Raw genomic sequence first — 15941 nt, forward strand, 5'->3', positions numbered from 1 at the left:
TATTGAAAGACTCAATACCACCTCTGACATCGAAAAACTTTCGATGCCAGAGCGCATGCGGATCAGCTTTGAAGAACTGGGTCCCACCTTTGTAAAGCTGGGACAGCTTTTAGCCACCCGTCCCGACTTGGTTCCCGAAGAATACGTTAATGAATTCGAAAAACTGCACGATCGAGTTCAGCCCCTGCCTTTTTCGACTGTTGAAACTGTTCTTAAAGAAGAATTCGGCAATACGCTTTATCAAAAATTTGAAAGCATAGATCCAGAGCCTTTGGGCTCTGCCAGCATTGCCCAGGTCCACAAAGCGCGTCTCAGCACCGGCGAAAACGTTGTGGTGAAGGTTCAACGTCCTGGCATTATCCAAACGATCAATGATGATCTGAATGTACTTTATCTGCTTGCTGACCTTCTGATTACCTATATGCCCGAAACACGCCCCTACAATCCCGTGGGGATCGTTGATGAGTATTTCAGAACTCTCGAGTTTGAAACCAATTTTGTTGTCGAGGCTAATAACATCCGGCGCTTCCAACAGAACTTCGCTGGTCACGAGAACATCAAAATACCAAAAGTCTATTTTGACTATACGACTGAGCGAGTTCTTGTTATGGAAGCCCTTCCTGGAATCCCCCTCAGTCAAGAAGGCGCCCTGACTCAAGAAGGCTGCGACCCCAATGAAGTGATTCGTTTGGGTCTTCGCGCTTATCTAAAAATGGTTTTCGAAGACGGTCTTTTCCATGGCGATCTTCACGCCGGAAACTTTTTTGTTTTACCTCAAAATCACATCGGCTTGATTGATTTTGGTGTGGTAGGACGTCTGAACGCACGAACTCAGGCCTCTATTGCAAATATGCTTTTGGCGCTTTCCAAGGAAGATTATGAGCGCCTGGCCTACGAATACGTGGACTTGGCACCCTTCACAGATCGCGTGAATGTCGATCTTTTTGCTAAAGATCTGCGCGAACTCATTGCTCCTTACTTTGGGTTGACCCTGAAAAACGTCAACCTAGGAAAGATCCTAATGAAGTCATCGGGAATTGCGGCTCGTCACCACCTGCAAGTTCCCACGGACCTTATGTTGTTCTTTAAATCCATTGTCTCGATTGAAGGCATGGGACGAAAAATTCACAAGGACTTCGACTTCCTCCATTATTCCTTAGAATTTGCCGGGGAACTGGCAAAAACCCAATACGGTCCTCAGCGAGTTATGAACGACATGACTCAGATGGCGCGGGAATCAAAACTTTTCTTGAATGCTCTTCCCCGACAGCTGAACTTCTTTCTGCGTAAAATTAACAGCCCTGATCACGCCTTCCGACTTAAAGTGGGCGAAATCAAAGAGCTTAAAAGATCGGTCGAAAGTTCTTCCAATCTGCTATTCTTGGGAGTGATCATTGCGGCTTTGATTTTAAGTTCTTCATTTATTTTTGTTCACAACACCGAGAATCACATCGCCGGTATGCCGACCATGAGTTTTATCGGCTATTTGCTGGCCATTGTCTTAGGTATGATTGCGTTTCTAAACTATATTCGGAAACCCTAAAGCGGAGAGATCATGCAGCACCTGTATTATGAATTGAGTGTTCTAACCAAGGCCATTCATTTTAAGAATCTCTCTGCGGCCGCTCTTCATGTCGGCCTCAGTCAACCTCAACTTTCTCGCATTATCGCCAAGATCGAAGACGAGCTGAAGATTGTCCTTCTGGATCGTTCCGCCAAAAGAAAATCAGGGTGGACCACCATCGCCTTCCAACTTTCAGATATCTTTGAAAAATCCAGCCGTCGCTTAGAGACGGAGCTGCAGGGAATCAGCAACAACCAAATGGTCGCTGAGCTTCATATTGGAACCCTTGAGGGGCTGTCTGACTTCGCCCTTCACACGTCTCGCCTGTGTTTTGAAGAAGTCGGAGTTAAAAAAATCACCTTGGACATCTTTGACCTTAACGAGCTCGAAGCCAATTTTCTTTCCGGTAATTTGGACCTTATCTTTACTTCCAAAACCCCCGGCCGCCAAAAGTTTAAATATTTGAGCGAACTCGGTTTCCAAAGACTGGATCGAATTGAATCTTCTAAAAAATTTGCAGTGCTGAGCTCGTTTGAATATGGTCGTTCCAACAAAAAAGAATTGGAAACCTTTCCACATCTTTTTGTCTCAAACTCCCTGTCAATTCGCCGTTCTTGGTTTGAAAAAAACGGCGGAACCGGAAACCTTCCCACCGAAGCCAAAAGGGGGCGCGCCAAAGATGCCGAACCCGTTTTGATGATCGGCTCAGAGCTTCTGAATCCGACCCTATGGAATAATCTTACGCTGGCGATTGAAGAGTAGATTAATACTATCAGCCACTTCGGCAGATTCATTAATCACGCGCTGGCTGATCGCCATATTCTTACCGAAATACCCCAAACCTCGGATCATTTGCGTGTTCCAAACCTCGGGACTTCTATTCGTTAGATTATATTTGGCATTTTTATAAATCTCGGAGCTCCAAAGCTGATCCACCTGAAGCTCGGGACGCTTTCTTAAAACCCATTGAATGGCGGGCTGAGCAACATGACAACTGACACAGTCCATATTCTCAGGCGAAAAGTTTTTGGGGTTTTCAATACGATAAGCTGCCTTCACTTCTTGACGGATAAGTTCTTCGGATCCCGCCCCAAGGCGAACTGACTCTGCCACGATATTATCAAACGTGTCGCTTCCTTTCGGAGGTGGAGACATGCCTCCGCCAGCGAAGTGATCCGAAGGCACCGCGACGTTCACAAATGATTGAGCCAATCGTCCCTTCAATCGGGGCACCCCAAAAAGCTCAAGTTGGCCATCGCGCAACTCGAACCCTGCAAAAGCCCACATATCCGCCGCCCCACGAAGCACCATGGCCGTGACACGCGTGAGATTGGCCCGTCCAGCGTACTTCTTAATAATTTCTTGAAAATCTCGAAGGGCCGGACTGCGATCTCCTTGTTGTGCCCACGCTGGATGTACCTGCAAAGGAATAAAGTTCGTCTGAACTGGGTATTTTGTTTTCCAGGCCTCAAGATCTGTCAGCAGATTGGCAAACTCTGAATCAGACAGAACGTAAAAACTATGCAGGGCTGCATCCACGGCGTGTGTCTGTCTTCGTCGTCCCTCTTGGAGAGGTTGCCACACCAAACGAATCTGCTTTTGACAAGATTGGGGCGTGGGCAACGGAAAACAAGGATCAATACGAACCGCAATCACGCGAAGGGCTTGATAGGTCTCTTCGCGATCCATATCAATCGCCAAGATCGGAACTCGCCCCAAGAGGATCGGCTCCAAAAGAGGCCCTCCCTTCCCCGGAGCTTCCAAACCTAAAAGCGCATCGCCGCCGACCACCGTTGGCAGAGGTAACAAATAAGACACGTCATTTAAATCCCATGCGGCCTGAGCTTGCAGAGACACAAAAAAAAGAAGGCTTACAACAAATTTCATAGTCTGTTGGTGCCCTTAGGAACTCAATATTTCAATAAGATTCGCATTACTCTGAGCGGCAAGAGGCGTAAATGAAAGTCGGATGACAAGAGACTCATTTTAAAACGAAAAAAGGCCGTCTCTTTCGAGACGGCCTCCACCCTAAGTCCTATTAGCCTAGAAGCTTCAAAGCCAATTGTTGAGACTGGTTGGCTTGACCCAGAACCGAGATTCCTGCCTGCAACAAGATATTATTTCTTGTCATTTCAGAGGTCTCAGAAGCCACATCCGTGTCTCTGATTCGAGAGTTCGCTGCCGACAAGTTTTCATCCGCGATCAACAAGTTATTCGATGTTGATACGAGACGATTTTGTAGGGCACCGAAGTTTGCGCGAATCGCATTCACCGATGTCATGGCCTGATCGATAGTATCCAAGCTCAATTGAGCTCCTTCTTTCGTCCCCACTGATTCCGCCGTCAATCCCAAGGCGTCTACAGAGGCGTTGGCAGCACCAGAGTTAAAACTGATTCTGTCACGGAAAGGGTCGTTATTTGTTCCGACCTGAATATCAATCATCCCGCCTGTGCCGTTGAGTAGTTCGTAACCGTTATAAGTCGTCGCCTCAGTAATACGCTGAATCTCAGACTTTAGTTGTTGATACTCAACATCCAAAAATTTTCTTTCTGTTTCACCAATCGTGTCAGAGGAGGCTTGTACGCCCAACTCTCTCAGACGAATGAGCATATTTGAAACTTCGTTCAAACTGCCCTCTGCGACTTGCACTAACGAAATACCGTCATTGGCATTTCTGTTGGCTTGTCGAAGACCTCGGATTTGTCCTTTGAGGTTTTCACTGATCGCAAGTCCTGCGGCATCATCAGCAGCTTGATTGATTCTGAATCCAGAGGCCAATCGCGCCATTGATCTATTTGCATTTATTTGCGTCATGTACAGATTCTTCTGAGCATTCAACGCTGCCACATTGGTACCGATTCTTAATCCCATTCTATCCTCCTTGCATCATATTCTTCCTCCGTGAAAGTTGCCATCCATTGGCTAAAGGCGCGATCCGTGCACCTATTAAATTAATTTTCGGAACTTGCGATACACAGTTCCTGCTTACTTTTCGGAAAAAAATAGCATCTGCTCGAGTCCAGATTTTTTGTTTTTGATTTTATTTTGCGGAGATTTTTTATTTCTGCATTCAGCGCGTTGCGCGCACAAGAAAAGAAAAAGGAAAAACCTTTTTTAAGAACACTCAATGGAAGCTCAAGCTTCCTATCACACTCTGTCTGCGGTCATAGATTTCAGAAATCGCTCTTCCAATCTCTTAGTTCTATTTTCTTAAATGAGGCCGTCGTCATCCGACGGCCTCGGTCGCAGGAAACAGATCAAATTGTCAGCTCTAAACAGAGCTTCGGGGCTTGTACACTCGGAACCGCCGTTTAAAGACGGTTCTCTTGAGGGTGATCTTGATCATTGAAGATAAGACCGGGAACCAAAGTCATTTACTTAGCCGACTCCAGCAAAGCTGGAGTCTTTATTAGGCTTAAGAGAACGACTTGTTCAAGAGTCCAAGTGCTACGTTAGCTTGTTGGTTCGCTTGTGCTAGTACGCTAGTACCTGCTTGCAACAAGATATTATTTCTGGTCATTTCAGATGTCTCTTCAGCTACATCCACATCTCTGATACGAGAGTTCGCGGCTGACATGTTCTCAACTGACACTTGAATATTAGAGACAGTTGATTGGAGACGGTTTTGGATCGCACCGAAGTCTGCTCTCATCGCAGAGACACTCACGATCGCTTGGTCAATCGCCGCCAACGCATTTTGTGCGGAAGCTTTATCGGCAACAGACGTCAAGTTGACTCCCAAAGCGGCGGAATTCGCATCAGCCTTAGAAGCATCGAAAGAGATACGGTCGATTTCAGGGTTGTTTCTAGTACCAACTTGGAAGTCCAAGATGGAGCCCACACCTGCCAGCAACTGAGTTCCGTTGAACTCTGTACCTTCGGCGATACGGTCGATCTCTGAAACAAGCTGATCGTACTCCACATTAAGGAACTGTCTTTCAACAGGACCTACGGTGTCAGAAGCGGCTTGTACAGACAATTCTCTGAGACGAATCAAGATCGAAGAGATCTCGTTCATCGAACCCTCGGCTACTTGCACGAGAGAGATACCGTCTTGAGCATTTCGTGACGCTTGTTTTAGACCGCGTACCTGAGCTTTTAAGTTCTCAGAGATCGCGAGGCCGGCAGCATCATCACCAGCGCGGTTGATTCGGAATCCTGAAGCGAGCTTTTCCATGCTCTTATCAAGACCGATCTTCGTTCCCCAGAGAACTCTCTGAGCATTTAACGAAGCTGTGTTCGTGTTAATTCTTAACCCCATAATTCCTCCTCCTTGAAGATTTGCAGAGTTTCTATCCTTGAAACTCAGTCGCCCCGTCATGGTGCGAATGGTGGTTCATTTCTTACCTAACTGATCGGTGTCTTGAGAAATTCCTAAAGTGATACGTCTCATTTTTTTACAAATCTAGGCTTCAGTCCAGCAAGGGGGCCCAACAAAGGCGACAGACAAAGTTAATCTAACCATCTGAATTTGCATATATTTTTCATTTTTCTTAGTGACGAGTAAATGTCGCAAAGTTTATTGTCATAGAGGAGTTAGTCCCCAAAAGAGGTTACGCATGCTTAAAGCATTTCTTATTTTTTGGAGCCTATTAATAGGAGTCTCCTCGGCCCAAGGAGCCAAGAAGGTCATTCATATGGTCACCTTCAGTGCGCCCCCCTTTATGAGTGAAGATCTTCCAGAGCAAGGAGCTGGCGTCTACGCCTTTCGAGAGATTTTTCGCAAAGCCAACTACGAACTCAAAGTCACTTTTGCTCCCTATCTCAGAGCCAAGCGCCTGGTTTTACAAGAGGACCGTTATGCTGGCTTTTTCCCTGTCTCTCTATTTAACCACATCCCTTCGGAGCTTAAGATGTCCAAGATCATCTATCAAACTCCCTGGGTGTTGGCTGAAAGAAAGGACAAGGTCATAAACTGGCAAAACCCCAAAGATCTTGTTCCTTTTAAAATAGGCACCGTCACAGGATATGACATTGCACCTTCCTTTAAAGATCTCTACAAATCTAACAAACTCAAACTGGAGTTCACCTCCAGCGATGAACTGAACCTTCTTAAATTGGCAACCAAACGAGTTGATCTTATTTTCATCGAAGCAGGAATGTTTCAGTTCCTAACCAAAACCAGCCCCAAGCTGAAGGAATACCGAGAAGCCCTACAAGTAAATAAAAAGATTGTGCAGATGGATCGATACGGATTGGCTTTTAAAAAGTCTCCCCAGTATTTAAAATACCTAGAGACCTTCAATCAAATCGCCCAAGAAGAAGAGTTCAATAACCTCATCCAAACCTACTTCCGAAGGTACGCCGTACCTTTTTGAAGTGCAGTGCGCCAATCAAACGATGTGGTTTTCCAAATAATGACTATTGGCCGATCCTGGGTCTCGCGAGAATCCAAATTCTTTTCTCTTTAAGGCCAATCGAATGGCCTCTCTGGATTCATCATCGAACTCTTCATTAAGCCAACGCAGCTGAGTCGCAGGATTTTGAATGAGGTCAAGAGTGTCGTAGGCGGGAATGTACAAATAGTCGAGCCCCAGAAGTCCACGCAAAGAGCTATAGGGATAGTCTTCCACCTTCTTGCAAAGTCCCGCCCGAACGGGATTCCGGTAAATGTATTTATATGCGTGTCTGTAGTAGATGGAATTCTTAATGAGAGACCAATGGTAGGGCCCACCGAATATTTGATTTTCTCGATCTGTTTCCTCTCCCAATCGCTTACTCACTTCACGGAGAAGATAGTTCATCGCCACATCCAAATTCGCTTCTGGGGTTGAAATCAGCATATGAAAATGATTATTCATTAATACAAAGGAGTGAATCCTGACATCATAAGCTCTCCAAATGAAGTGCAGGTAGTTGGTGAAGTGCCCCCAAACAACGTCAAGCGGAGCTCCAAACCACTCGCTATTCGAGGTTCGGGCTGTTACGTGATAGGGATGTTCTGAGGTAGGGTAAAATTTTTTCCTTGGCATATGGGGTCAACCTTCCAATATATGGACCACGTTTTAAAGAAACCTACTAAACCCAGCACTCCTCCCCCTTCCGAAAATCGCCTCTTCACAATAGTTGACATCCCCCGTTCAAAAATGAATACATAGAGCCTCAGCCGCACAACGCAGCGCAATTCAAAAAGGTACGGCGTACCCTCGGGAGGGGATTGGATGGAGATTCGCGATCCGGTACATGGTTCGATTTATTATTCTAATCAGGAAGTGGCCGTTCTTGACACCGCCGAATACCAACGCCTTCGCGCAATCAAACAACTTGGCTATGCGGAATTCAGCTTTCCTGGAGCCACTCACAATCGATATATTCACTCGATCGGAGTCGGACACTTAGCCGGAGAAACTTTCGACGCTATCTTTCGCGTTTATCCCTTCTCTAAACCCTCTGTAAAAACACGCTTCCGCCAGGTTCTTCGTCTTGGAGCTCTTCTTCATGATGTTGGGCACGGGCCTCTAAGTCACACCACCGAGCAAGTGATGCCTCATCTTTCTGAACTCAATATCAAACTATATAAAGAGCAAGAACAGTATGGCGATGAGGCCCATACGGTGATGAATCACAATCGTCGCGCGAATCATGAAGACTACACCATTAAGTATGTTACCGACTCTCAGATTGCCGACACCATTCTTCAGCAATTTCCCGATATTCAACCCATCCATGTCGCTTGTCTAATCGACAAAGCCTTGCACTGTCCCGATGACTTCTTCATCGATGGCGGAGTCGATTTCAGACCCATCCTCAGTCAGCTTGTTTCCAGCGAGCTCGACGTGGATCGCATGGATTATCTAGAGAGAGACAGCTATTTCTGCGGCACCAATTACGGAAAGATTGATCTGTCTTGGCTAATTCAAAACATGACCTTTCATCGTCGCGAGAACAAAATGTTCCTCGCCCTGAATCGTCGCGCCCTCTATTCCTTCGATGATTTTTTGCTGTCTCGCCATCACATGCACTTGATGGTTTACTGTCATCACAAAAGCATCATCTATGAAGAGATGCTCAATCGCTATTTAACCTCCCCCGATTGCACCTTCGTGCTTCCAGGAGATATCAACGAGTACACGCGATACAACGACTATCGTCTTCACGAGCATCTCATCAGCGTCACAAATCCATGGGCACAAAGAATTGCCGAACGAAAGCCGTTCAAAGTTCTCATCGAACAACACAATACTTCCGAATCAGATCGTCCCGAGTTAATTAAGAAAGCCCTTGAAAATGAAGGCCTTGAGGTCATTCGCACCAGCTCTAAGGCGCGTCTTTCAAAATACCACACGGCTTCCCCGGAAGAGCGTGCTTTGCAAATCTACGTGGTGGATCAGTACGATCGCTGGGCTCAACCTGCGCCCATCAATCAAACGACGGAGATCTTCCAACGCTATGAAGGCGCTCGTATCATTGACCGCGTCTATGTCTCTCCAGAGAACATCGACAAGGCTGACCAAATTTTAAAAGGATTGAAGCTCTCTTAAAAGAGTTCTTAACTTAAAGAGATCACTTGTCCGTTCACGGCAGCACCATACTGGCTGACCAGATAGGTGATCGTGTTGGTCACCTTGTCCGGTTCCGTGATTTTTAGATGAGGCTCTTTTTCACGAAGTTTTTCGACGGCCTCTTTAATGGATTTTGCTTCAGGATGTTGCGCTAGAATAAACTCTTCCGTTAGTCCCAGCTTAAGCACATTCACTGTGATATTAAATTCAGAGACTTGCTTTGCCAACGCTTGCGCAAATGGCACCAAAGCCCCCCGCGCACCCGCCAGAATAGGGTCCGGGTAAGACTCATTCAGAAGATATAAAATACGACCGCGTTTACGGTTCTTAAGAAAGTTCAAAACCGCATGAGTCAAAAGCACCGAACTCTTGAAGTTGTGCTGAACTTCATCGTCCAAATAACTTAAAGCCTCACCAATTTTATAGCGATTGGGTTTATTGTATGTTTGGGCATCGATAAACAAATCCACGCTTCCGAAGGCTTGTGCCGCAGACCCGACTGCTTCCTTGATATCCTCCGGCGTTTTCATGGGTGATTTAAGACTGAGAGCTCGACCAAATTTCGGATTGATTTCTCGCCCATCGTTGATTTGATTGCAAAAACGTTGGCTGGCGGCATTGTCAAAATCGAGAAGAACGCAGTCTGAACCCATTTGAGTCAGACCCATCATCAAACTTTGCACCGTTGTTGAAAAGGGCCCTACGATAAGGGCCGTGCGTTCTCGAAGATTAAATCCATTTTCCATGAAACCTCAATTGCCGCAATGCACTTCAAAAAGGTACGGCGTACCCTAAAGTTTTTCGATGATGATGGCTATGCCTTGGCCGCCGCCTATGCAGGCTGAGCCGAGCGCGTACTTTGCGTTTCGGCGATGAAGCTCGTAAACAAGGTGATTCATGATACGAGTTCCAGAGGCACCCAAAGGATGGCCGACAGCGATGGCTCCCCCATTGACGTTGGTTTTTGCGGGATCTAATTTCAATTCTTTTTCGACCGCCAGATATTGAGCGGCGAAAGCTTCATTGACTTCGATAAGATCCATTTGCTCCAAGGTCATGTTCGCTTTTTTTAAAGCCAAGCGCGCGGCGCCCACAGGACCAATGCCCATGATCGTCGGATCACAACCCACCGATGCATAACTCACGATACGAGCCAGGGGTTTTAATCCCAATTCTTTCGCTTTTGATTCACTCATCAATAATGAGCAGGCAGCTCCATCCACGATCCCCGACGCAGAGGCCGCCGTTACCAGTCCCTCTTTTTTAAACAAAGACTTCAAAGTCGCAATTTTCTCTAGCGTAGAATCCGGCTTGGGATGTTCGTCCTTATCAACCACCACCGCGCCCTTGCGCCCCTCAACAGTCACTGGCGTGATTTCTTGCGCAAAGTGACCTTTATCAAAAGCTGCTTTGTAACGCTGCTGACTTTGAATCGAGTACTTGTCACACTGCTCGCGAGTGATGCCATACTTTTCACCCAAGTTTTCGGCTGTGATCGCCATGGGCATCTTGGCATAAGCGTCTGTCAATGCGGAGGTCATTAAGTCTTCCAACTCAAAATTCCCCATGCGCATTCCATCAAAACGAACTTTGCGCGCCACATACGGCACCAAAGACATCTGCTCAACACCACCGGCAAGAACCGCCGTGGCCTCCCCACACTGAATCATTTGTGCGGCACTCACCCAAGACTGAAAACCACTTCCACAAAGTCTGTTCACAACAAAAGCACCCGTACTGACAGGGACTCCCGTTTTTAGACCAATATGTCGAGGAAGATAAGCGGCATCGGCACCCGACTGCACGACATTTCCGAAGATGACATGATCAATTTTTTCAGGCGAAAGTCCCGCCTGCTCAAGTGTGGCTTTGGCGGCAACCACTCCAAGATCCGTTGCAGACACATCCTTTAGAGACCCACCAAACGCTCCAAAGGGAGTTCTTTTTCCAGAGATAAAAACAATATTTTCCATGAAACAAGGGTAAGCCCGATCATGACAGGGGTCAAATCGAAACTCGGAAGCCGAATTACCAAGACCACGCAAGACCAATCATGGAAAGGTCCTGGTCTTTGTTGGCGCGATGACTGACGATAAGATCTTTATTCGCAAAGACTTTTTCTTTAAACAGAATATCAGTTGCGGACGCTTTGGCGTCATAGTTAATAGCCGCTCTCAACCATCCCGTGTATTCCATTTTTGCTAGTGCCTGAAAGGCTTCAATTCTAAAAGAGAACTTATGACTTACACCCTTGGTGGTGCTAGCGGGGACAACAACATCTGTTTTAAGCTTTTCTTGCGCTTCTTCAGCGAAGCGGCCCAGAGCTGATTCTTTCATGAAAGAAGAATTAAACCACAATGAAAATCCACGGTCCGCGATGCGTGAGAAGACTGTGTTCTGACTGTCACCTTCCTTGAAATCCATCGGAACCACCTGCGCCACATCCGCTTGAGTGATCTTAGGAGTCACCTGATCCACAGGGATGATAAGGCGTTTTGTGGACTTTAAATCCACTTTGCCCCAACAAACTCCCGAGCAGGTTACTAAAAAGAGAACTGTCATGATTAATCTCATACAATGCTCTCCTTCAAATAGCGTTCCACTATTGAGGCCTCAAGTCCTCTTAAATTTAAGATAATAAGCATTTAACAAAGAAATCCTTAGAAAAGAGTCAAAATGCGTCTACCCATCTAGCGGTTGACGATATTTTGCCAACACGACCATGGGCTTGTTTCAAATCGGAGCAACCTAGCACCACCCTTGCACCATGACTTCCCTGAACGAGCGTGAAAAGAAAGGTCTCTACTTAGACCAGTGTGATTCCAAGAACTTAGAATCACCACTGGGTTGAGAAGTGCCTCAAAATGACACGCAAAAAAGGTTACTTGGCGAAAAGTTAAACAATGGAGACACTATGAAACTGAAGAACGTTAAGCGAAGTGCAATGGTCTTTGCCCTTTCCGCAAGCTTCATTCTTCCTCACGCCCCTCAAACGGTCTGGGCGGCAAAAGAAGGAACACCCTCATTTCCTCTGGATTTATTTCCCGAAGATAGCGGCAGCGACACCGGACTTTTCCCAACCACTCCCACGCCCACTCCAGGAAAATCCAATGGAAGTGCGCCAAAAACAAATGTTGGCGCCGTAACGACTCGCCCTCAAGCAGGAACCAGCAAAGCCAGCATGAATGCCGCTCGTGTTCCTGAGGCTTATACTTGTCCTCTTTTCGACAACCGCCCTCACGCCGAACTTATCGCCGCCATTGATTCACTCAATAAAGAAGTGAAAGCGTCTCCTGAATGTGCCGGAACTCCTTCTGCGAAATCTTTGGAAGACAACGGAAATACAATCAAAGACAGTATCTCCGCCCTACAGAAATTGATGCAGGCTCAAGATACAACCACTGTGAATACCGCGCAAATTGATCAGACCATGACAGCAGCTCTAACGGCCGTTGGGAATCTGGGAGACATTGTTAACAACAATAACTTCCTGAACTCAAAGTGTGGTCGCCAAACAATGTCGACCGGTAAAGTTCTTCTAGCTTTGAATGACGTTATCAACGGTTTAGCTCCCTACGCTCTTTTTGCTGTTTCCATGAATGCCGCTTTGGCTCCAGCCCTTCCATTCGTTATCGGTGGCGCCATTGCAACGAGCGGGATCTCTGCTATCAGCAAGATGATCGATAGAAATACCTTGGATATGACAAACCCAGAACACCGTAAGGCGGTTTTGCAAAACACTTGTCAATTCACCAAGGTTGCGAAAAAAGTGCGTTTCATGCAACTGGCTCAAAGCGGTAAGATCGACAAGATCACTCAAGAGCTTGAGCAAAGCGTGGATCTTTACAACGCCAAGTTTGCAAATCCCACTCGTGAACTTTCAGCCCTTCTCAAATACAAAGACACGATCACAAAAACCAACGCGGCTATTGAGGCTCAGTTGGCCAACGACCGCGCCGACTTGAATGTTGTCGAAAGTCAACTTGCTCAAAATGGCGATGACCTGATGGTGTGTACTTTGGCGAACGAGCTTGTAAATTGGGCTCAAGACGGAAAAACATTCCCGTCTTCTGCGTTTGTAAATCTTGAATCCGTAACGGCTCAAGGTGATCGCGCCCAGAAGCTTCAAGCAGTTACAATGAAGTCACTTCATGTAAACTCAATGAAAAGAATCTCTGACTATGCTTTGAAAGCCCATGAAGATGAAACTTCTTTGAAGTATTGCGCGCAAGCGGGACGCTCGTGGTTATCAGGCGTTCGTCAATCTATCATCTTGACGGCGGCAGCGGTAAACCAAGGTAAAGTAGCCCTTGAAACAGAACTTTCTAGAAATGCGGAGTACCGCCAATGGAAAGTTCAATTCACTCGTATCGAAACAGAAAAGATCACTATCAAGCGTGTTGAAAAGGCAATGCAAGAGCTTTCAAAAGACAACTCTATCATTGATCGCTCAGAGCTTGCTCAACGTATGGTTGATCTCAAGTCAGGTCTTTTCGGTTCCCGCAGTGCTTGGGGATTCGGAAATCCTCCTGTTCTTGCTTGGATCGAACACACCAAGAAAATGCATGATCAAGCGATCTCGGCTTTGGTTGTTGATATGAGAGCTCTTCGTAACGGCTCTTTCAGTCTGACTGACGCTGGCCGTGGCCTCGATGTTAAAATCGGTATCACTGGAATGCCTTATCGCGATGCAAAGGTTCAAACAGAAAGCATCAAAGTCGCTCAGGCCCTTGGCAACCTCAACCTGAATCAACTCCCTATGGGATCTCGTGAGCATGAGTTGGTCTGTCAGCAACTTGAATCTGCATGGTTGGATTGGTCCGCAGCGATCGATCACTTGGGTGCCGTGCAATTCTTCTGTGATATGATTGATCCGGTTTTAGATGTGAAGATGGATTCTTCCGTTGTCACAGCTTGTCGTGGCAATACTCAACTTAACGGCAGAACTTACATCAAATCAGTTGTTGATTCCGCTAAAGCCACTTTGGTACAAAAGGGTTTTCAAGCAGACGCAAATCTTGTGAGTCAAAAACTCAAAGCATTGCAATGTCCAATGCCTGCAGTATCAGTAATGAATCAGTAAAAGATTTTTCTCAGTCTCCAAACGCCAAAAAGCACGAGGTTCAAACCTCGTGCTTTTTTATTTCCTCAAATATCTTCAACCTTTAAAATCCCGAAGCATCTCCCACCTTTCGCGAACTGGACTCTTTCGCAAACGCGGGGGTATAGACTTTGGCAGAAGGTGCTGACGTCTTCTTTGTTGCCACGGTCTTCGGATGAGACTCATTCTGGCCCTGGACAATCCCACGTAGATCCGTAACCAGATCGGCCAACAACACCGCCTGAGAAGACATTTCCTCGGACGAAGCTGCCACTTCTTCAGAAGACGCCGCATTGCCCTGGGTCGCCTGATCCAATTGATTCATGGCTTTTGAAATCTGCTCTAGGCCGCTGGCTTGTTCCTGACTGGCAACGGAAATTTCATTATTCAGATCCGCCACTTTCTTCACAGAGCCCACGATATCTTTAAGAACCGCACCGCTTTGACTCGCAATTCGGGCCCCGTTTTCGCTCTTAGAAACGTTATCATGAATCAACGAGGTAATATCTTTCGCAGCTTCTGCACTTCGTTGCGCCAAAGTCCTTACCGCCTCCGCAACCACGGCAAAACCCTTCCCTTGCTCGCCAGCTCGCGCCGCTTCGACCGCAGCATTGAGAGCTAATAGATTTGTCTGGAAGGCGATATCATCGATGACGGTGATAATCTCTTCGATCTTTTTAGATCCGTTGGCAATGTCTTCCATAGCTCCGATAAGCTTTGTAATTTCAGATTCACCCAACTGGGCCGAGTCTCTGGATTTTTGAGAAAGAACATTGGCCTCATTGGCATGATCTGCATTCAGTTTCACCATGCTGGACAGTTCTTCCAGCGACGCCACAGTTTCTTCCAATGAAGCCGCCGCTTCAGAAGATCCCGCAGAAAGCTGTTGGCTGGCGGCAGAAAGTTGAGTCCCCGAAGAGGATGTCTGCTCAGCAGCTCCAGAAATATCTTCGCTGATTCGGCCTAATGATTTGGCCAAAGAGCTCGCGAAGAAGAATCCAATACAGGTCGCAACTAAGAAACCAATAGAGATGACTGACACAACCATGACCTCACCTCGACTTGAAATTTCGGCAGCAGTGGCTTTTGATTTTTTAACTTCTTCTTCATGAAAGACTAACAGTTCATTAAGACGATCCGCATGATCTTTACGAACGGCCGGAATAACCTCGTCCATCAGCTTATCAAGATCTTTTTGGCGGCTTGCATTTCCTGACAGCGCCACGACCTCTTTGGTTTTGTCCGTAAATTTAACCCAAGCGTCTTCCACTTTACTAAACAAGGCTTCTTCCCCGGGAAGGAATGGGACCTCAAGGTATTTTTTTGTAAGATCATCGTAAACGACCAAAGATTCTTTGAAATCATTGGAGTATTTTTCCAACTCTTGGGGGTTTCTTGCCATCACACTTCGCAACATTGTGCGATTGACCTCTTGGGCACGATATCTAATACGTCCCAGAGCCTGCACGTTCGGCAAATTCTGATTGGCAATGACATCATAGATCTGCACCACCTGTCGATTTGAATACCAACCAATTCCCCCGACCACCAGTAGCAGCAGCGAGATACCCACAAACGCTGAAACCATTTTTGTTTTCAAACTGAACTTACTAAACATGAATCGCCCCCGACATCCCAAAACGGTATAGTTAAAATCAAAGACGATTGGCGCCTTCGACATGGCGGTTTGTATCGGAGGTGGTTTTAGAAATCTAAATATCCGTCAAAATAAATTCACGGAGATCTAATAAAACTCATTTTTATAAGCTGTGT

13 protein-coding genes are annotated in these 15941 nt (G+C 46.4%); 5 read left to right on the top strand and 8 right to left on the bottom strand.

Annotated features, from left to right (window positions below):
- Positions 1-55 precede the first annotated feature (55 nt).
- Together ACM64D_RS06385 and ACM64D_RS06390 are read left to right on the top strand one after the other, a co-directional pair.
- Complete coding sequence (locus ACM64D_RS06385) at positions 56-1543, top strand: ABC1 kinase family protein (RefSeq protein ID WP_415062438.1); 1488 nt, start codon at positions 56-58, stop codon at positions 1541-1543.
- Between the two features lie 12 nt (positions 1544-1555).
- Entirely contained in the window at positions 1556-2326 is a 771-nt protein-coding gene (locus tag ACM64D_RS06390) for a LysR family transcriptional regulator (RefSeq protein WP_415062361.1), read from the top strand.
- Here ACM64D_RS06390 and ACM64D_RS06395 read toward each other — a convergent pair.
- The 3 genes from ACM64D_RS06395 to ACM64D_RS06405 form a co-directional block, all read right to left on the bottom strand.
- The gene (locus ACM64D_RS06395) at positions 2291-3451 is read right to left on the bottom strand and encodes a hypothetical protein (RefSeq protein ID WP_415062362.1); all 1161 of its coding nucleotides are present in this window, start codon (positions 3449-3451) and stop codon (positions 2291-2293) included. The genes ACM64D_RS06390 and ACM64D_RS06395 overlap by 36 nt on opposite strands.
- A gap of 151 nt (positions 3452-3602) precedes the next feature.
- The gene (locus ACM64D_RS06400; protein ID WP_415062363.1) at positions 3603-4436 is read right to left on the bottom strand and encodes a flagellin; all 834 of its coding nucleotides are present in this window, start codon (positions 4434-4436) and stop codon (positions 3603-3605) included.
- Between the two features lie 544 nt (positions 4437-4980).
- On the bottom strand, positions 4981-5826 hold the full coding sequence (locus ACM64D_RS06405; protein WP_415062364.1) for a flagellin: 846 nt from the start codon (positions 5824-5826) through the stop codon (positions 4981-4983).
- A 298-nt stretch (positions 5827-6124) separates the two neighbouring features.
- On the opposite strand from ACM64D_RS06405, the gene ACM64D_RS06410 reads away from it, so the two are divergent.
- Positions 6125-6883 carry a substrate-binding periplasmic protein gene (locus ACM64D_RS06410; protein WP_415062365.1) on the top strand — a complete coding sequence of 253 codons (759 nt, stop codon included), beginning with the start codon at positions 6125-6127 and terminating at the stop codon, positions 6881-6883.
- 15 nt (positions 6884-6898) lie between these two features.
- On the opposite strand, the gene ACM64D_RS06415 is transcribed toward ACM64D_RS06410, so the two are convergent.
- Complete coding sequence (locus ACM64D_RS06415; RefSeq protein WP_415062366.1) at positions 6899-7537, bottom strand: transposase; 639 nt, start codon at positions 7535-7537, stop codon at positions 6899-6901.
- A 189-nt stretch (positions 7538-7726) separates the two neighbouring features.
- Here ACM64D_RS06415 and ACM64D_RS06420 point away from each other — a divergent pair, with 189 nt between their 5' ends.
- Positions 7727-9046, top strand: a complete 1320-nt coding sequence (locus ACM64D_RS06420) for an HD domain-containing protein (protein ID WP_415062367.1) — start codon at positions 7727-7729, stop codon at positions 9044-9046.
- 8 nt (positions 9047-9054) lie between these two features.
- On the opposite strand, the gene ACM64D_RS06425 is transcribed toward ACM64D_RS06420, so the two are convergent.
- The 3 genes from ACM64D_RS06425 to ACM64D_RS06435 are packed head-to-tail and all read right to left on the bottom strand — an operon-like array spanning position 9055 to position 11641.
- The gene (locus tag ACM64D_RS06425) at positions 9055-9813 is read right to left on the bottom strand and encodes an SDR family oxidoreductase (RefSeq protein WP_415062368.1); all 759 of its coding nucleotides are present in this window, start codon (positions 9811-9813) and stop codon (positions 9055-9057) included.
- A 45-nt stretch (positions 9814-9858) separates the two neighbouring features.
- A complete protein-coding gene (locus ACM64D_RS06430; RefSeq protein ID WP_415062369.1) occupies positions 9859-11040 on the bottom strand; it encodes an acetyl-CoA C-acetyltransferase in 1182 nt (393 codons plus the stop codon).
- A 55-nt stretch (positions 11041-11095) separates the two neighbouring features.
- Positions 11096-11641, bottom strand: a complete 546-nt coding sequence (locus ACM64D_RS06435) for a hypothetical protein (RefSeq protein WP_415062370.1) — start codon at positions 11639-11641, stop codon at positions 11096-11098.
- Between the two features lie 340 nt (positions 11642-11981).
- On the opposite strand from ACM64D_RS06435, the gene ACM64D_RS06440 reads away from it, so the two are divergent.
- A complete protein-coding gene (locus ACM64D_RS06440) occupies positions 11982-14150 on the top strand; it encodes a hypothetical protein (protein WP_415062371.1) in 2169 nt (722 codons plus the stop codon).
- 82 nt (positions 14151-14232) lie between these two features.
- On the opposite strand, the gene ACM64D_RS06445 is transcribed toward ACM64D_RS06440, so the two are convergent.
- Complete coding sequence (locus ACM64D_RS06445; RefSeq protein ID WP_415062372.1) at positions 14233-15849, bottom strand: methyl-accepting chemotaxis protein; 1617 nt, start codon at positions 15847-15849, stop codon at positions 14233-14235.
- Positions 15850-15941: the final 92 nt, after the last annotated feature.

Source organism: Bdellovibrio sp., from assembly GCF_047637665.1.
Lineage (GTDB): Bacteria > Bdellovibrionota > Bdellovibrionia > Bdellovibrionales > Bdellovibrionaceae > Bdellovibrio.